The organism is Paralimibaculum aggregatum (assembly GCF_030270585.1).
Classification (GTDB): Bacteria; Pseudomonadota; Alphaproteobacteria; order Rhodobacterales; family Rhodobacteraceae; genus Thermohalobaculum; species Thermohalobaculum aggregatum.
The window spans coordinates 102,617-120,027 of the sequence record NZ_BSYI01000004.1 but is presented as its reverse complement, the minus strand read 5'-3'; the positions used below and the strand labels follow the sequence as shown (position 1 = coordinate 120,027).

The following is a 17,411-nucleotide window of genomic DNA, read 5'->3' as shown; positions in this document are numbered from 1 at the left end:
AGATAGAGCCTCCAGCCGCTGGAGGGTCAAGCCTCCAGGCGGTCCTCCGGGCGGTCCTCCGGCGGGGCGGCGATCAGCAGCGCGGCGGACATCAGCTTGCGCATCTCGTCGAACACCGGGGGCTTCTCGCCGCGCCAGCGGGTATAGAGCCGGGCAGGGGGCCGGCGGCTCTCGGCCAGCGCGGCGAGCGCGGCATCTGCATCGGCGACGAAACCGGCGAGGCGCTTGCGCTGGTTGGCGACATAGGTGTCCCAGTGCCGCGCCTCCATGCGCAGGTGGAAGAGCGAGCTGCGGGCGCGGCGCGCCGGCTCGACCGCGGCGACGCGGCCCGGCACCGCGGCCCAGCGCCGGCGCGCCGCGGCATAGAGGCGGCGGGCGCGGGCCTCGCGGCCGGCCAGGCGGGCGGCCATGGCGGCATTGGCGAGGCTGGTGGCGTGGCGCGGGTCGGATCGGGCGATCCGCCAGAAGGCGAGCCGGCGGGCCTTGCCGAAGGCGGCGATGGCGGCCGGCAGGTCGCCGCCATGCAGCGCCGCGCAGCCCGCCTCGGTCAGCCGCTCGAAGGCGAGGTCGGCGCCGCGCCAGCCGGCGGCGCGGGCCATCGCCTCCTCGCGCGCCAGCCGTTCGGCGCGGGCCTCCGGATCAGACCCCGAGATAGGCGGCGCGGACATGCTCGTTCCCATGCAGCTCGGGCGCCGGCCCCTCCAGCGAGACCCGCCCGGTTTCCAGGACATAGGCGTAGTCGGCCAGCTCGAGCGCCAGCTCGGCGTTCTGCTCGACCAGCACCACCGGCACCCCCTCGGCGCTGATCTCCTCGACGATGCGGCCGATCTCCTCGACGATCACCGGGGCGAGGCCCATCGAGGGCTCGTCCATCAGCAGCAGCCGGGGCTTGGCCATCAGCGCGCGGCCGATCGCCAGCATCTGCTGCTCGCCGCCGGACATGGTCTTGGCGAGCTGGTGGCGCCGCTCCAGCAGCCGCGGGAAGCGGGCATAGACCTTCTCGAGATCGGTGGCGACATCCGGCGCGCCCCGGCGCAGGAAGGCGCCGGTGTGGAGGTTCTCCTCGACCGTCATCTCCGGGAAGATCCGCCGCCCCTCGGGCACGTGCACCACCCCGCGGGCGACGATGCGGTCGGGCGGCAGCCGGTCGATGCGCTCGCCGTCGAAGCGGATCTCGCCGGTGCGCGCCCGCGCGAGGCCCGAGATCGCCCGCAGCGTGGTCGACTTGCCCGCGCCGTTGGCGCCGATGATCGTCACCACGCCCTTCTCGGGCACCTTGATCGAGACATCGGTGATCGCGCTCACCTTGCCGTAGCTGACGCTGACGCCCTGCATCTCAAGCAGCATGATGGGTGCCTCCGAGATAGGCCTCGATGACGTCCGGGTGCTCGCGGATCTCCCGCGGCGCGCCCTCGGCCAGCAGCTTGCCGAAGCTCATGCAGGTGATGCGCTCGCAGAGCCCCATGATGGCGTGCATGTCGTGCTCGACGATCAGGATGGTGACGCCGCTGTCGCGGAGCTTCTCCATCAGCACCATCATGGCGCGGGTCTCCTCCGGGTTCATGCCGGTGAAGGGCTCGTCGAGCAGCACGATCTGCGGCCCGGCGGCATAGGCCACCGCCATGCCGAGGGCGCGCTGGTGGCCATGCGCGAGATCGCCGGCGCGCTCGTTCTCCTGCCCGGCGAGGCCGAAGAAGTCGAGCGCCGCGCGCGCCCGCTCCCGCGCCTCGGCCCGCGCCGCCCGGTCGCTGCCGGTGACCGCGGCGAGCAGGTTGGGCCGGTGCACCATGTGGGTGCCGACGACGGCGTTCTCCAGCACCGTGAGCTCGGCGAAGAGGGTGGAATGCTGGAAGGTGCGCACCAGCCCGCGCCGTGCCACCTCGTGCATCGGCTGGCCCGAGATCACCTGGCCGCGCAGCCGGATCTCGCCGCCGCTCGGCCGGTAGAAGCCGGAGATTGCGTTGAAGGTGGTGGTCTTGCCGGCGCCGTTCGGGCCGATCAGCCCGTGGATCACGCCTTCGGCCACCGAGAAGCTCAGCCCGTCGACGGCGGTGAGCCCGCCGAAGCGCATGGTCAGGCCGTCGACCTCGAGGATGGGGCTCATGCGCGTGCCCTCCGCGGGCCGACCAGGCGCTCGACGACGCTTTCCAGCCCCTTCGGCAGGAACAGGATCGAGAGGATCATCACCGCTCCGTAGATCAGCGGGCGCATCTGCTCGAAGCCGAGCTCGCGCAGCACGATCTCGTTCAGCACCGTCAGCATCACGCAGCCGAGGATCGGCCCGTAGAAGGTGGCGGTGCCGCCGACGATCGCCCAGGTGAGCACGAAGACCATCACCTCGACATCGAAGCTGTTGGGGTTGATCGTGCCGATGTAATGCGCCAGCAGCGCCCCGGCGAGCCCGGCGAAGCCGCTGGCGATCACGAAGGCCCGCGTGCGGTAGGCGCGCACGTCGATCCCCGAGGCCTGGGCCAGCTTGTCCTGCCAGTGCACCGCGTGGAAGGTGAGGCCGACCGGGGAATGCTCGATCCGCCACATGATCCAGAGGCAGACCGCGACCACCGTGCCGGCGAAGTAGTAGTAGCTCACCGGCTCGAAGAAGTCGAAATCGTAGAAGCCGATCGAGAAGTCGGGCATCGGGTCGATCCCCTTCAGCCCCTTGGGCCCGCCGAAGGGATCGCGGAACCGCTTCCAGAGCAGCCGGATGATCTCGCCCGCGGCGAAGGAGCCGATCAGGAAGTAGAACCCCTTCATGCGGAACAGCGGGAAGCTCAGCGCCCAGGCCACCGCCGCCGCGGTGAGCGCGCCGAGCAGCATCGAGAGCGGCACGAACAGCCCGAGCTGCTTGGTGAACAGCGCCGAGGCATAGGCCCCGACCCCCATGATCACCACATGCCCGAGCGACCATTCGCCGGTGAGCGTGAGCAGCCGGTAGGAGGCCACCAGCAGCACGTTGATGGTGAGGAAGACGAGGATTTCCTGCTGCGAGAAGCTGAGCCCGTGGGGCAGGGCGACGAGCGCGGCGGCCAGCGCGATGCCGATCACTGCCCTAAGCACGGTCGGCCGTCCCGAAGAGGCCGGTCGGGCGCACGACGAGCACCCCGAGCAGCAGCGAGAGCCCCACGATATCCGCCACCACCCCGTCATAGAAGGTGGTCACGATGGTGTGGACGAAGGCGTAGAGCACGGAGGCGACCACCGCCCCCTCGAGCGAGCCGACCCCGCCCACGATGATGACGATGAAGGCCGTGACGATTACCGAATGCCCCATATGCGGATTGACCGAGACCAGCGGCGCGGTGAGCGCCCCCGCCACCCCGGCGAGCGCGGCGCCGATGAACATGGCGATGCGTGCCGTCTGGTTGATCGAGATGCCCTGCAGCGCCGCCGCCTCCGGGTCCTGCGCCGAGGCGCGCAGCGCCCAGCCGAAGCGGGTGCGCTTGAGGAAGTACCAGAGCGCCGAGAGCAGCAGCACCGCCGAGACGATCACCACCAGCCGCGAGACCGGCAGGCGGACCTTCTCGGAGAGCACGATCACGTCCTGCGTCGGCGGCGGGATATGCTCCATGCGCACGCCGAAGCCCATCACCGCCAGCGCCTGCAGGATCATCAGGAAGCCGATCGAGGCCACCAGCCCGCCCAGCGGGTTGTCCCGCAATGGCCGGAACAGCGCCCGTTCCATCAGCAGCCCGAGCCCGCCCACGAAGACCAGCCCGGCCGCCACAGCGGCAAGGAAGGGCACGCCGATATCGGCATAGAGCGCCACGATCGCATAGGCCCCGGCCATGAACAGCTCGCCATGGGCGAAGTTCACCACGCCCATCACGCCGAAGATCAGCACGAGGCCGACCGCGACCAGCGAGATGTAGCTCGCGGCGTACAGCGCATTCAGCCCGGTCTGCGCCAGGAGTTCCGTCATTCGTCAATCCTCAGGTCGGAAGCGCGGCGCCCGCAGGCGCCGCTCACGCCGCTCGGCTCAGCCGCGCTGGTCCCACATCTGGCCATAGGCGGCCATGTGCTTCTTCAGCAGCTCGCCATGCTTGGCGTACCATTCGGGGATGGATTTCATCGCCTTGATGCGGGCCTTGCCGTCCTCGATCACCACCACCGGCCAGTTGCCGACGAGGGCGTTGTCGATGCCGAAGAGATCCTTGCCCCACCACTCGGCATCGCCGAATGCGTGCTTGCCCTTGCCGCCCTCCTGCATGGCGGCGATCACCGCCTCCGGATCGGCGCTGCCGGCCTTCTCGGCGGCGGATTTCCAGAGATCCATGATCGAGGCGTATTCCCAGCTCACCGCGCCCCACTCGCCGGGATGGCGCTCGTTGTAGACCTCGAAGAACCGGTTCGGGTCCTTGAAGTTGATGCCCTCGCCGTTCAGCGCCGGGTCGTCGAAATCCGGGAACTGGAAGACGAAGCCCTCCATGAACTCCTTCGAGGTCTTCTCGATGATCTGGTCGTAGAAATCGGCGGTGCAGGAGATGATCTGGCCCTTGTAGCCCTGCTGGAAGAGCTGCTCGCAGATCGGGTGGACATAGTCGGAATAGCAGGTGTCGAGGCAGACGATGTCCGGGTTGTCGGCCAGCAGCTTGGTGACCACGGGCGCGAAATCGGTGGTCGCCGGGTCGAACAGCAGCGGCTCCGACTGCATCTCGATGCCCGCCGCCTCGAAGGCCGCGAGATAGGTGGCGACCGAGGGCAGGCCGAGCGCGTCGTCCTGCGCGCACATCACCGCGGTCTTGAGCTCGGGCCGGTTCTCCGCCAGCCATTCGACGCCGGTGACGTTGTAGATCGGGTGCACCTCGGCCGGCGCGATCAGCGTGGTGGTGTCGGGCGAGAGGTCCGAGGGCAGCAGGGTGGAGAACAGCATCCCGGTCTTGTCCGCCACCGGCTGCACGCCGGGCCAGGTGTCGCCGCCCAGCATCATGATGAAGCTGACGCCGTCCTCGCGGATCAGCTTGGTGCCGCCGGTGCGCGCCTTGGCCGGGTCGTACTCGTTGTCATAGCCGACGAACTCGACCGTGTAGTTGCCGTCGGCGAGCTTGATCCCGCCGGCTTCGTTGACCCATTCGGCCCAGATCCGGCAGCCGTCGAGCCCCGGCTTGCCCCAGGCCGCGACCGGCCCGGTCAGCGGCGCGAGAAAGCCGATCTTGATCACCTTTTCATCGGCATAGGCCCGGCCCGCTATCCCGCCAGCGGCGCTGACACCGATCAGGGCGGTGGTGCTGGCGATGAAGCGGCGGCGCGAGAGACCGTTGAGAAATCCGTTCAGCGACATTGTGGCTCCCTGTGATTCGTTTGTTTCTGGCGGTGATCGTAGCGAGCCCAAACCCGGTTTACGAGACGGTTTGGGGCCGGATTGCGCCCTGCGGGTGCATTTCTGGCTGTACCAGCCGAGGACCAATATCCGGATTCGCGCGATCCGGTATAGATCCGGTTCAGATCCAATAGGGGACCAATCGCCATCGCGGCCGGGTCGTTCCGCGCCGCGGGCCCGGCCGCCGCTGCCGCCGGGCGCGAAACGCTCCGCGAGCAAATCCGCCATTTGCTTGCTATGGTACACCAGACATCCGCGATCTGGGAGGCGCAGATGACGACCGACGCGACACAGCCGGCCGGGGCGGTCACCCTGCTGGTCGGCACCACCAAGGGCCTCTTCCTGCTCCGCAGCGACGGCGACCCGGAGCATTGGCGGACCAGCGGCCCGCTCTGCGGCGGCTGGCCGATCAACCACGCCATCGGCTGCCCGGAGACCGGCGCGCTCTGGGCCGCCGGGGGCGGGGACTTCCACGGTGCCGGCATCTGGCGCTCCGGCGATGGCGGCGAGACCTGGGAGCTCGCCAAGCTCGCCAATGGCGAGATGGACGCCTGGGTCGAGGCCAACCCGGAAGAGGCCGCGCAGTATGGCTTCGCACCGGTGCCGCCGGCGCCCTACACCGGCGATGTCAAGGCGATCTGGTCGCTCGGCCGCGGGCCTGCCGCGCACGGGTCGGCCGCGCACGGGTCGGCGCGGCTCTATGCCGGGGCCAAGCCGGCGACGCTGCTGGCCAGCGATGACGGCGGCGCGAGCTGGTCGCGGCTCGATGCGCTCACCAGCCATCCCTCCGCCGATGGCTGGCAGCCGGGGGCGGCGGGGCTGACGCTGCACAGCATCGTCACCCATCCCGAGGACGGGCAGAAGCTCTGGGTCGGCATCTCGGCCGCCGGCGTCTTCGCCTCGGAGGATGGCGGGCAGAGCTGGGAGCGGCGCAACCGGCGCTCCAACATCGGCGGCGACGGCGCCGGGAGCGGCGGCGAGACCGAGGTGTTCCTCTGCGTCCACAACCTCGTGCGCGCCGGGGCGGCGGCGGGCGACCTGCTCTACCAGCAGAACCACCAGGGGGTGTTCCGCAGCCATGACGGCGGGCGCAGCTGGGACGAGATCACCCCCGGCCTGCCCTCGAGTTTCGGCTTCCCGGTGGCGGTGCATCCGGAAGACCCGCAGCGGATCTTCGTGATCCCGCTCAACGGCGACACCCAGGGGCGCTATCCGCCGGAGGCCGCGGCCGCGGTCTGGACCTCCGGCGACGGCGGCGCGAGCTGGGAGGCGCTGCGCGAGGGGCTGCCGCAGGAGAACTGCTATTTCACCGTGCTGCGCCAGGCCATGGCGACCGACGGGGGCGATCCGGCCGGGCTCTATTTCGGCACCAATACCGGCTCGGTCTTCGCCCGGCGCGGCGCGGATGCGCCCTGGCGGGAGATCGCCCGCCACCTGCCCACCGTGCTCTCGGTGGAGACGCTGGCGCGGGCCTGAGCCGGCCCGGCGTTTCGCCGCTTGGAATGCGCCGGCATTTCCCCTTAGGCTCGCGGCGGACCGGCGGCGGCGGGCCGCCCTGTGGACAGGCGAGGGGACATGGACGAGGTCAGGACCGAGACCCGCGGCCGGGTGCTGGAGATCATGCTCGACCGGCCGAAGGCCAACGCGATCAACGCGGCGACCAGCCAGGCGCTGGGCGCCGCGTTCCGGCGGCTGGCGGAGGACGACGCGCTCTCGGTCGGCATCGTCACCGGCGGCGGGGCGCGCTTCTTCTCGGCCGGCTGGGATCTCAAGGCCGCGGCCGAGGGCGAGGCGCCGGATGCCGACCAGGGCATCGGCGGCTTTGCCGGGCTCACCGAGTACTGGGACCTGAAGAAGCCGGTGATCGCGGCGGTCAACGGCATGGCGCTCGGCGGCGGCTTCGAGCTGGCGCTGGCGGCGGACATGATCGTCGCGGCCGAGCATGCCGAGTTCGCGCTGCCCGAGGCGACCATCGGCATCATCGCCGATGCCGGCGGGGTGATCCGGCTGCCGCGCCGCCTGCCGCGGGCCATCGCCATGGAGATGATCATGACCGGGCGTCGCGCTTCGGCGGCCGAGCTGGCGCGCTGGGGGCTGGTCAACGAGGTGGTCCCCGCCGACCGGCTGATGGCGGCGGCGCGGGCGCTGGCCGAACGGGTCGCCGCCGCGGCGCCGCTCTCGCTGCAGGCGGTGAAGGAGGTCGACCGCGCCAGCGAGGGCCTCTCCGAGCGCGCCGCCTACGAGATCACCCGCGCCGGCGGGCTGGAGATCTATGGCCGGATCTATGACAGCGAGGACGCGCGCGAGGGCATCGCCTCGGTCACCGAGAAGCGCGCGCCGGTCTGGAAGGGGCGCTGAGCATGGCCGAGCGCTTCGACGACCCGCTGCCCTGGACCGGCGAGATCGCCGCGCCGCTCCGGCTCTTCGAGACCGCGGTGCGCGCGGAATGGATCGACGACTACCAGCATGTGAACATCGCGCATTACCTGACGATCTGCGACCATGCCAACTGGGCCTTCTGGAACTGGATCAACGCGCCCGAGGGCACCATCGGCGCGCGCGGCGGGCACGAATACATCATCGTCGAGAACCATGTGCACTATCTCGACGAGCTGGCGCTGGGCACGCCGATCCATGTCACCACGCAGCTGCTGGCGCATGATGCCAAGCGCTACATCCTGTTCCACCGGGTGCACCGGGCGGACGGCACGCTGGCCGCGACCAACGAGGTGAAGTGCCTCGCCTTCGATCTCGAGGCGCGGCGGCCGGAGGCCTGGCGCGCGCCGGTGGCCGGGCGGTTGGCGGCGATCGCCGCGGCGCATGGCGGGCTGGAGACGCCGCCGCAGGCCGGCGCCGGCATCGCGCTGAAGCGGCGCTGAGGGGGCGGGCGGTGCAGGCGGCGCTCACCGGCATCCGGGTGCTCGATCTCTCGGTCAACGCGCCCGGGCCCTTCGCCACCAAGATGATGGCCGATCTCGGCGCCGCGGTGACGCGGATCGTCAATCCCGGGCAGGCCGCGCCGGCCTATGCCGGAGCCGAGGGGGACGCGGTGCTCTCGGGCCGCGGCGGGCCGACCGATGCGCTCGCCGCCGGCAAGGCCGCGGTGCCGCTCGACCTCAAGTCGGCGGCGGGCCGCGATGGCTTCCTGGCGATGGCGGCGGAGGCGGATGTGGTGGTCAGCGAGATGCGCCCCGGCAAGCTCGAGGCGCTCGGCCTCGGCTGGGAGGCGCTGCACGCGGCGAACCCGCGGCTGATCCTCTGCGAGATCTCGGGCTATGGCCGGCACGGGCCGCTGGCCGGGGCGGCGGGGCACGACATCGACTACATCGCGCGCGCCGGGGCGCTCTCGCTGATCCGCGACGCGGCGGGCAAGCCGGTGGCGCCGATGAACTTCCTCGCCGATTACGGGGCCGGCGGCAGCATGGCGGTGACCGCGGTGCTCGCGGCGCTGATCGAGCGCGGGCGGACCGGGCAGGGCTGCGCGCTCGCGGTCTCGATGACCGGGGGCGTGCGCTATCTGATCGCCGACATGGCCGCGGCGACGCTGCTCGCCGGCCAGCCGAGCGCGGCCTGGCGCGGCACGCTCTCGGGCGCCATGCCGACCTATGACACCTATGCCACGGCGGACGGGGAGTGGATCGCGGTCGGCGCGCTCGAGCCGAAATTCATCGCGGCGCTGGCCGACGGGCTCGGCTGGCCCGAGCTGCCCGCGCTGATGGCCCGCCGCGAGACCTGGGAGGCGGCCCGTACCGGCCTCGCCGCGCGGTTCGCCGCGCGCGGCCGCGACGACTGGGCCGCGCATTTCGCCGGAACCGATGCCTGCGTCGCCCCGGTGCTCGCGCCCGAGGACCTTGCCGCCGACGGTCTGCCGCGGCTTGGCGATGCGGTCGAGATCCGCCGCCCCGGCGGCTGAGCATGCGCGCTTGCCGCACCTGCCGCCGGGGCGCGCAAAACCCTTGGACCGCCCCCGCCCTCATGGTCTATTCCGGTGCAGGTTGATACCGGAAGATTTCAATCGTTTCTGCGTTCCGCCCCATCGACGGGAAAGGGAGACACCGATGACCTTCGACAGATCTTGCCGACCGGCCGGCCTCGCCGCGGCTGCCGTGCTCGCCTTCGCCGCCAGCACCGCCTCGGCAGAGGAGGATGTGCGGTTCATGATTACCACCACCAGCGACCTGGCCGGCCTTTGCGCCGAGACGCCGGAGAGCCTGAACTACGCCGCCGCCATCCACATGTGCCACGGCTACATCGTGGGGGTGCACCAGCTCCACACCGCGGCGATCGCGGCCTCCGAGACCGGCGGGATCTATTGCGTGCCCGACCCGGCGCCGAGCCGCAACCAGGTGGTGTCGGACTTCGTCGGCTGGGTCGCGGCCAACGAGGACGCCGCCGCGGTGCCGGCCGTCGAGGGGCTGATGCGCTTCGCGGCGCAGGCCTATCCGTGCAACTGATCGCCGCGAAGGGAACAGAGCAATGAAACACGCCGCAATCCTCAGCATCGCCCTTCTCGCGGCCGGCTGCGCCGGCCTCGACGACCGCCAGCAGCGCGCGCTCACCGGCAGTGCCGCCGGCGCCGCCGGCGGGGCGCTCATCGGCGCGATCGCCGGCAATGCCGGGCTCGGCGCCGCGATCGGCGCGGGCGCCGGCCTCGCCGGCGGCCTGATCGTCGACAAGGTCGAGCGCGACAAGCAGGCCGCCTATCGTCGCGGCTATCACGACGGCAGCGTCAACTGATCGCGGGTGCCGGCGCCGGGGCCGATCCGCCCCGGTGCCGGCACCTTCCGGTGCTGCCCGCGGCTGGCGCCAGACATTCCCCTGCACGGAGGCTCTCGCCATGACCCCGACCGCGACCCGTTCCGCCCCGGGCGCCCGCGTCACCCTTGCGGGCCTGCGCCGGCTGCTCGCGCGGATCCTCGGCATCGGCCTTCTGCTCGCCGCCGCCGGCTGCACCACGGTGCTGGTGCGCAATGCGGTGCCCGAGGACAAGCTCGAGCAGGCCCATCCCTATGGCATCGACGCGCCGCTGATGCGGATCTGGGGCGACAGCCTGCGCCAGGAGGATGTCGACCGGGTGCTGAAGATCCGCGCCGACAGCGTGCGCCAGCGGTTCCGCGAGGAGAGCGCCGGGGGCCGGACGATCCACCATGTCAGCCTCGCGCTCTCGGGCGGCGGGCCGGACGGCGCCTTCGGAGCGGGCCTGCTCGCCGGCTGGACGGCGCGCGGCGACCGGCCGGAATTCCAGGTGGTGACCGGGGTCTCGACCGGCGCGATCATCGCGCTCTTCGCCTTCCTCGGGCCCGACCACGACGACACCCTGCGCGAGATCTACACGACCTATTCCAGCAAGGATCTCTTCATCCGCACCTTCTTCACCGGGTTGACCGGCGGCACCGCGCTGCTCGACACCCGCGGCTATCGCAAGCTGATCGACCGCTACATCACCGACGAGATCGTCGCCGACATCGCCGAGGCCTATGCCGAGGGGCGGCTGCTGATGATCGGCACGACCAACATCGACGCCTCGCGCCCGGTGATCTGGAACATCGGCGCCATCGCCGCCAGCGGCCATGCCGATGCCAAGCGCCTGATCCAGGACGTGGTGCAGGCCTCCTCGGCGATCCCGGCGGTGTTCCCGCCCGGCATCATCCCGGTCGAGGTCGACGGCAAGCGCTATGACGAGATGCATGTCGATGGCGGCGCGACGCAGCAGGTGATGCTCTACAGCCCGGCGATCCGGCTCGGCGATTTCGATCACGATCTCGGCGTGAAGATCGACCGCACGGTCTATGTCGTGATCAACAACAAGCTGGAGAAACCCTATGCGCCGGTGCGCCCGCGGCTGCTCTCGATCGCCGGCACCGCGGCATCGAGCCTGATCGGCGGCTCGGGCTCGGGCGATGTCTACCGCATCTTCGCGGTCGCCGAGCGCGACGGGCTCGACCTCAACATCACCGCGATCCCGACGGATTTCGACGCCGAGCCGAACGAGATGTTCGACCCGGTCTACATGACGAGCCTCTACCAGCTGGGCCGCCAGGTCGGCCTCGACGGAAACAGGTGGAGCCCGTATCCGCTCGACTTTGTACCGGCCGAATAGGTGGCGCGGCGCGTGAGGGGAATGACAGGATGAGCGTTTCGGTTCTGGTGCTTGCGGCGGCAAGTTCGGCTGCGGGCCCGGCGGCGGCGGGCCCGGCTGCAGGTTCGGCGGCCCCGGCCGGCGGCGCCGCCCCGGTGCCGGCCGCGGCGCAGGGGCTCTCCGCCGTCGCGGAGCTCGAGAACGCGCTGGCCGGGGCGTTCGCCGCGGCGGGCGATCTGCCGGCGAGCCTCGCGGAGGCATTCGGCGCGCTGCCGGAGAACGCGCTCGTGCTCATCCTCTTCGCGCTGGCCGCCGCCTACGGGGTGGAGCGGCTGGTGCGGCTGCTGCTGGCGCGCGCCGAGATCATGACCCCGCCGGCCAGTTTCGCCGAGCGGCTGTCGCGCGGCGGGCGCTGGTTTGCCGGCCGGCTGCTGTCGCTCGCGGTGTTCGCGCTGGCGGCACGGCTGATCGGGCGCAGCATCCTGATGCCGGACCCGCATGTCGCGGCGCTCGGCTTCGGGCTGCTCCATGCGCTGATCTTCGCGCGCTTCATCTGGGCGGTAATCGAGGCGCTGGCCGGGCCCGGGGCGCCGGGGCGCCGGCTGATGGGCTTCACCGATGCCGAGGCGCAGCATATCGGCCGCGATGCCCGCGTGCTCGTCGGCCTTGTCGGGGCCGCCGTGGTGCTGCGCGCGGTGCTGGTCGCCATGGTGGGGCCGGTGTCGGAGGCGGTGCTGGGGCTGCTCGCGGTGGTGCTGCTGAACGCCGCCGCGGGGATCTGGTTCTTCCTGCGGCTGCGCGCGCCGATCTCGGCGCTGATCGACCGGCAGGCGGGCGACGAGCCGCATGCCGGCTGGCGGGCGCTCCTGGCACGCAACTGGGTCTGGCTCTTCGTCGCGGCCTATGCGCTGGATGCCGAGATGAAGGCGGCCGGCGTGCTCGGCCTTCTGGGCGAGGCGGCGCGCGAGAGCAACGGCGCCGGCCCGGTCATCCTGCTGCTGGCGCTGGCCACGCTGGCGGTGGCCGGCCTCCGGGTTTGGCGCAGCGAGATCGAGGCGACGCGGCCGAGCGGCTGGACCGTCGGCGCGGCGGTGCTGGCCGAGGGGCTGATCGTGATCCTCGCCGCGGTGCTGCTGCTGCGCTTCTGGGGGCTCGACCCGCTGGCGCCGGAGGAGGGCGACGGCATCGGCCGCATCGTCTCGGGGGTGGTGGAGGCAGGCGTCGTGCTGGCCGCCGGCATCGCCGCCTGGCAGGTGCTCACGGTGCTGCTGCGCAGCTCCGGCGAGACCCCCGACGAGGACGATGCCGGCGGCGACGGCATGGGGGCCGAGGGCTCGCGCATCGAGACGGTGCTGCCGATCCTGCGCCGATTCGGCCTCACGGTCGTCGCGATCGTCACCGGGATGACCGCGCTGGCGGCGCTCGGGGTGAATATCGGCCCGCTGATCGCCAGCGCCGGCGTGGTCGGCCTCGCGGTCGGCTTCGGCGCGCAGAAGCTGGTGTCCGACGTGATCAGCGGCGCCTTCTATCTCTACGAGGATGCCTTCCGCATCGGCGAATACATCGTCACCGAAAGCGGCAAGGGCATGGTCGAGCGGATCTCCATGCGCTCGGCCACGCTGCGCCACCACAACGGGCCGATCTACACCATCCCGTTCTCCTCGATGGGCACGATCCAGAACCACAGCCGCGACTATGTGGTGATGAAGTTCAGCTTCCTGGTGCCGGACGACACCGATGTCGAGATGGTCCGCAAGCTGGTCAAGAAGGCCGGCGCCGAGCTGGCGGAGGACCCCGAGCTCGAGGGCAAGCTGATCTCGCCGCTGAAATCGCAGGGGGCGATCTCGATCCAGGGCCGCAGCTTCGAGATCGGCTGCAAGTTCACCGCGCGCCCGGGGCAGCAGTTCGTGATCCGGCGCAAGGCCTATGCGGTGCTGCAGAAGGCGCTGCGCGAGAAGGGGGTGGAGCTCTTCGCGCCGCAGCTCCTGCTCAACACCGAGGGGCTGACCGGGCAAGGCGGGCTGCCGTCCGGCGGCGCCCCCGGCGCTCAGAGCAGCCCGTAGCCCAGCACCCAGAGCGAGAGCGCGAACCCGGTCAGCAGCGTGAACAGCCCGTTCCAGACCAGCCCGACATGGCGCGCGCTGACCCCGCCCATGGCGCCGATCAGCAGCGTCGTGGCGGTGAAGGGCGAGCTCGCGCCCGAGAGCGCCCAGCCCCCGGTGATCGCCAGCACCATCGCCACCGGCGACACGCCGAGCGCCTCGGGGCTCGGCAGCAGCGGCCCGAGCAGCGTGACCGCGAGGATCGGGTTCATGCCGATCTGCCCGGTCAGCGGCACCAGCCACACCAGCGCCGGCAGCAGCACCCAGGCCGGCAGCACGGTGAGATCCAGCCCGCCGGCCGCCAGCATCGGCCCGAGCAGCGGCGCCCCCATCGTGCCGATGAAGCCCGCCATCATCAGCAGCACCAGCTCGTCGCGATAGGCCGGCAGCCCGGTCGCGGCGAAGCCGCCGGCCACCGCGCACACCGCCGCGCGCGGCGCCTCCGGCCGCTGGATCGCGATCCAGATCAGCGCCACCGTCGGCACCACCGCCATCGCGACCCCGACGGCGCGCACCCCGGTGCCGAGATGCAGCCCGCCGACCAACACCATCATCACCGCGAGCAGCACCAGCAGCGGCGCCAGCCGGCCGATGCCGCCCTCGATCACCTGGCGCGGCGGACGCGGGCCGCTGAGGCGCGGCTTGAAGATCGTGTCGAGCGCCCAGCCGATCCCGGCGATCAGCGCCGAGCTCACCAGCGCCGGCAGCACGATGTCGAGCCAGCGCAGCCCCGGCACCACCGTCAGCGTCACCGCGATGGCGAAGGAGAAGGGCGACCAGGGCAGCGTCGAGCAGAAGCCGCGCTGCACCGCCAGCAGCATCCGCCGCAGCCGGTGGGCGCGCACCTCCGGGTTCTTCTCGGAGCGGGCATTGGCCTCGGCGAGCCCGCCGAGCAGCGCCAGCGCGCCGTAGTTGAGCAGGAGCGCGAAGAGATGGCCGCCGACGGTCAGCGCGAGATAGCGCCGCCCGGGCGGCTGCTGTGCCAGGTAGCGCCCGCAGCGCTCGATCGCCGGGGAGCTCGAGGACGCGACGCGCAGCGTGGTGAGCGCGGTGAAGAAGGCGGCGATGAAGGCCGCGGTGCCGAAGGCCCGGCTGGCGAGCTCCGGCCAGTCGGCCCGCGTGGCGGCGGCCCAGACGAGCAGCGCGATGCCGATGCCGAGGAAGATCGCGCCGGTGCGCTTCACCCGGCGCGCCAGCAGCACCAGCGCCGCCAGCGCCAGCGCCGCGGGCAGCGCCGCGAGCCCGCCCAGCAGGCCCCATTCCCCGAGCGTGACCGCGGCCGTGGTCAGCAGCACGAGCACGCCGAGCGGCGTGTCCTGTTTCGATGTCGTGGCTGTGGAACTGGATGTTGTCATGGCGGGCTGTCCATCAGAGCCCCTCGGCGCCGGGGCCGCAAGCCCGGCGCCCGCAAAGCTGCTATGCAGCGCTCAGCGGCGGGACTGCGCCTCCCGCAGCAGCGCCGCCAGCCGGTAGAAGCCGTGGGCCATCTTGGTGAAGGGCGTCAGCAGGAAGAAGGCCAGCACCGCGCCGAGATGCAGCGCCAGCAGCCCCGGCATCGCCGCCGTCTGCCCCAGCGCATAGAGCGCGAGGCCGGAGACCGCGACCAGCCCGAGCAGCAGCACGAAGCCGATCTCGCCGCCCCAGGCCGAGGCATCGCCGAGCGCCCGGTCGGCCCGGAGCTTGAGCGCCACCATCCAGCCCGTGCCGGCGGCCAGCATCACGCCGCCGGTGATGCCGAACAGCTTGGGCAGCGACAGCAGCGGGTAGGGCGCCGGCATCGCGAAGGCATAGTGCATCACGGTGGCCACCGAGGTGGCGGCGAAGCAGAGCAGGAAGCCGTACATCACCAGCTGGTGCGCGATCCGGCGGGCCTGCGAGAACCGGTCCTCGTCCTCGAAGTTGCAGCCGTCGCCATGGCCGCCGGCGAGGTTGCGCATCCGCGCCGCCGAGCCGAAGGCGGCCAGGATGTCGGCCCGGGTCAGCGGCCGCCCGCCGACATGGCGCCAGTAGCGCCGGAGGCTGACCCCGAGGCTCGCCAGCGGCAGCAGGAAGGCGGGGGCGAAGATCGCCACCATGGCGTTGTGCGAGAGCACGGCATAGAAGCCCTCGCCGCCGGCCGGGCCGATCGCCCGCGCCGCCCAGATCATCAGCGCGAGGCCGACCACCGCCGCCAGCGCGATCGCCGTGCCGGAGCGCTGGAACAGCCGCGCGAAGCCCCGCGGCCAGGCGAAGTCGTCCCAGCTTTCCTGCCGCAGCTCGGCGAGGATCTTCGGCAGGTTCAGCGCGAACTCGTGCGGCGCGGTGTACTGGCAGGCATAGTAGCAGTTGCGGCAGTTGTGGCAGAGATTGGCAAGCTGCGTGAGGTCGGCATCGGCAAAGGCGCGCTCGCGGTGGATCGCCGGGAACACCGCGCAATAGCTCTCGCAATAGCGGCAGGCGTTGCAGATCTCCGACTGGCGGCGGGCTTCCTGGAGCAGATCAGCGTGCATGGGCGGCGGCCTCCTGGCCCGCGATACGGCCGAAGACGGTGCCGATGGTCATGCCGAAACCGGCGAGATAGCCCTGTCCGAGGATCGAGCCGGCCATGGTCTCGCCCGCGGCCCAGAGGTTCTCGATCGGGCCGGAGGCGGTGCAGCACTGCGCCCGCGCATCGACCTTGAGCCCGAGATAGGTGAAGGTGACGCCGGTGCGCAGGGCATAGCCGTAGAAGGGCGGGGTGTCGATCGGGCGCGCCCAGTTGGTCTTGGGCGGCTCGATCCCGGTGGTGGCGACGCCGTCGAGCTCGGTCGGGTGGAAGGCCGAGGTGTCGCCGCAGGCGGCGTTGAACGCCGCCACCGTGGCGCGCAGGCGATCCGCCGGCAGGCCCATCTTGCCGGCGAGCTCGTCCAGCGTCTCGCCGCGGATCGGCGGAAACACCGAGGGCATGAAGAGCTCGAGCGACTTCGCGTCGATGATCACATGGCCGACCTGGTCAGGCTGTGCCGCGACCAGCCGGCCCCAGATCGCATAGCGCTTGGGCCAGACATCCTCGCCCTCGTCGTAGAAGCGCTCGGCATCCCTGTTGACCACGATGGAGAAGGGCACGCAGTCGAGCCGGGTCACGATGCCGCCGTCGAATTTCGGCGCGCGGCCGTCGATCGCCACCGCGTGGCACTGGGTCGGGTCGCCGACGCTCTCGACGCCCTGCGCCAGCAGGTCCGCCAGCACCACGCCGCGGTTGTAGGGGGTGCCGCGGATCAGGAAGTTCTTCGCCGCCGGCCCCCAGGCGCGGGTCAGCCAGTCGAGATCCGCCTGGAAGCCGCCGGAGGCCACCACCACCGCGCGCGGCGTCAGCGAGAAGCTCTGCCCGCCCTGCGTGACGTCGACCCGCGTGATGCGGCCGCCCTCGAGCTCGAGATGGGTGACGCCCGCCTCGTAGCAGACTTCCACCCCGAGCCCCTCGGCGGTGCGGTAATAGGCGTTCACCAGGCTCTTGCCGCCGCCCATGAAGAAGGCGTTGGTCCGGGCCAGCGACAGCGTGCCCGAGAGCGAGGGCTGGAAGCGCACGCCATGCGCCTCCATCCAGGGCAGGCACGCCTGCGAGCTGCGGATCGCGAGGCGGGCCAGCCCCTCGTCGGTCCGGCCGCCGGTGACCTTGAGGAGATCCTCGAGATACTCCTCCTCGTCATAGCGCTCGACCAGCACCGAGAGCGGGCCCTCGTGCATGCAGCGGAAATTGCGGGTGTGCCGGGAGTTGCCGCCGCGATAGGGCTTCGGCGCGGTCTCGAGCACGATGACGCGGGCACCGGCCTCGGCCGCGGTGATCGCCGCGCAGAGCCCCGCATTGCCGCCGCCGATGATGGCGACGTCCCAGTGGTCGGCTGGGTGCCGGTCGAGTGGAGACATCGGGATTGGCTTCCTCCGGTCGGGCTGG

General features: G+C 71.4%; 17 protein-coding genes. 8 read left to right on the top strand and 9 right to left on the bottom strand.

Annotated features, from left to right (window positions below; genetic code table 11):
- Positions 1–26: 26 nt before the first annotated feature.
- Genes QSJ97_RS03725 through QSJ97_RS03700 form a run of 6 tightly spaced genes read right to left on the bottom strand, consistent with a single transcriptional unit; the run spans position 27 to position 5,278 of the window.
- Positions 27–668, bottom strand: a complete 642-nt coding sequence (locus QSJ97_RS03725) for a tetratricopeptide repeat-containing protein (protein ID WP_285670210.1) — start codon at positions 666–668, stop codon at positions 27–29.
- A complete protein-coding gene (locus QSJ97_RS03720) occupies positions 640–1,347 on the bottom strand; it encodes an ABC transporter ATP-binding protein (protein WP_285670209.1) in 708 nt (235 codons plus the stop codon). The genes QSJ97_RS03725 and QSJ97_RS03720 overlap by 29 nt, the downstream gene beginning before the upstream one ends.
- A complete protein-coding gene (locus QSJ97_RS03715; RefSeq protein WP_285670208.1) occupies positions 1,337–2,104 on the bottom strand; it encodes an ABC transporter ATP-binding protein in 768 nt (255 codons plus the stop codon). Before QSJ97_RS03715 ends, QSJ97_RS03720 begins: the two co-directional genes overlap by 11 nt.
- On the bottom strand, positions 2,101–3,057 hold the full coding sequence (locus QSJ97_RS03710) for a branched-chain amino acid ABC transporter permease (RefSeq protein ID WP_285670207.1): 957 nt from the start codon (positions 3,055–3,057) through the stop codon (positions 2,101–2,103). The genes QSJ97_RS03715 and QSJ97_RS03710 overlap by 4 nt, the downstream gene beginning before the upstream one ends.
- Positions 3,050–3,919 (bottom strand): branched-chain amino acid ABC transporter permease, encoded by an 870-nt coding sequence (locus tag QSJ97_RS03705; protein ID WP_285670206.1) that lies wholly within the window; start codon positions 3,917–3,919, stop codon positions 3,050–3,052. The genes QSJ97_RS03710 and QSJ97_RS03705 overlap by 8 nt, the downstream gene beginning before the upstream one ends.
- A gap of 57 nt (positions 3,920–3,976) precedes the next feature.
- Positions 3,977–5,278, bottom strand: coding sequence for an ABC transporter substrate-binding protein (locus tag QSJ97_RS03700; RefSeq protein WP_285670205.1), 1,302 nt, complete (start codon positions 5,276–5,278; stop codon positions 3,977–3,979).
- Between the two features lie 312 nt (positions 5,279–5,590).
- Between QSJ97_RS03700 and QSJ97_RS03695 the strand changes: the two genes are divergently transcribed.
- The 8 genes from QSJ97_RS03695 to QSJ97_RS03660 all read left to right on the top strand — a co-directional run bounded on the left by QSJ97_RS03695 (position 5,591) and on the right by QSJ97_RS03660 (position 13,459).
- Entirely contained in the window at positions 5,591–6,793 is a 1,203-nt protein-coding gene (locus tag QSJ97_RS03695) for a sialidase family protein (protein WP_285670204.1), read from the top strand.
- A gap of 99 nt (positions 6,794–6,892) precedes the next feature.
- Complete coding sequence (locus QSJ97_RS03690) at positions 6,893–7,675, top strand: enoyl-CoA hydratase-related protein (protein ID WP_285670203.1); 783 nt, start codon at positions 6,893–6,895, stop codon at positions 7,673–7,675.
- Between the two features lie 2 nt (positions 7,676–7,677).
- The gene (locus tag QSJ97_RS03685; RefSeq protein ID WP_285670202.1) at positions 7,678–8,196 is read left to right on the top strand and encodes a thioesterase family protein; all 519 of its coding nucleotides are present in this window, start codon (positions 7,678–7,680) and stop codon (positions 8,194–8,196) included.
- Between the two features lie 11 nt (positions 8,197–8,207).
- On the top strand, positions 8,208–9,230 hold the full coding sequence (locus QSJ97_RS03680; protein ID WP_285670201.1) for a CaiB/BaiF CoA transferase family protein: 1,023 nt from the start codon (positions 8,208–8,210) through the stop codon (positions 9,228–9,230).
- A 145-nt stretch (positions 9,231–9,375) separates the two neighbouring features.
- The gene (locus QSJ97_RS03675; protein ID WP_285670200.1) at positions 9,376–9,771 is read left to right on the top strand and encodes a Rap1a/Tai family immunity protein; all 396 of its coding nucleotides are present in this window, start codon (positions 9,376–9,378) and stop codon (positions 9,769–9,771) included.
- Between the two features lie 22 nt (positions 9,772–9,793).
- Entirely contained in the window at positions 9,794–10,054 is a 261-nt protein-coding gene (locus QSJ97_RS03670; protein WP_285670199.1) for a YMGG-like glycine zipper-containing protein, read from the top strand.
- Between the two features lie 100 nt (positions 10,055–10,154).
- Positions 10,155–11,417, top strand: a complete 1,263-nt coding sequence (locus QSJ97_RS03665) for a patatin-like phospholipase family protein (protein ID WP_285670198.1) — start codon at positions 10,155–10,157, stop codon at positions 11,415–11,417.
- A 29-nt stretch (positions 11,418–11,446) separates the two neighbouring features.
- The gene (locus QSJ97_RS03660) at positions 11,447–13,459 is read left to right on the top strand and encodes a mechanosensitive ion channel domain-containing protein (protein ID WP_285670197.1); all 2,013 of its coding nucleotides are present in this window, start codon (positions 11,447–11,449) and stop codon (positions 13,457–13,459) included.
- Here QSJ97_RS03660 and QSJ97_RS03655 read toward each other — a convergent pair.
- From QSJ97_RS03655 to tcuA, 3 genes are all read right to left on the bottom strand, one after another.
- Entirely contained in the window at positions 13,444–14,853 is a 1,410-nt protein-coding gene (locus QSJ97_RS03655; RefSeq protein WP_285670196.1) for a hypothetical protein, read from the bottom strand. The genes QSJ97_RS03660 and QSJ97_RS03655 overlap by 16 nt on opposite strands.
- Before the next feature lie 72 nt (positions 14,854–14,925).
- A complete protein-coding gene (tcuB, locus tag QSJ97_RS03650) occupies positions 14,926–15,987 on the bottom strand; it encodes a tricarballylate utilization 4Fe-4S protein TcuB (protein WP_285670195.1) in 1,062 nt (353 codons plus the stop codon).
- Positions 15,977–17,383, bottom strand: a complete 1,407-nt coding sequence (gene tcuA, locus QSJ97_RS03645; RefSeq protein ID WP_285670194.1) for an FAD-dependent tricarballylate dehydrogenase TcuA — start codon at positions 17,381–17,383, stop codon at positions 15,977–15,979. The genes tcuB and tcuA overlap by 11 nt, the downstream gene beginning before the upstream one ends.
- Positions 17,384–17,411: the final 28 nt, after the last annotated feature.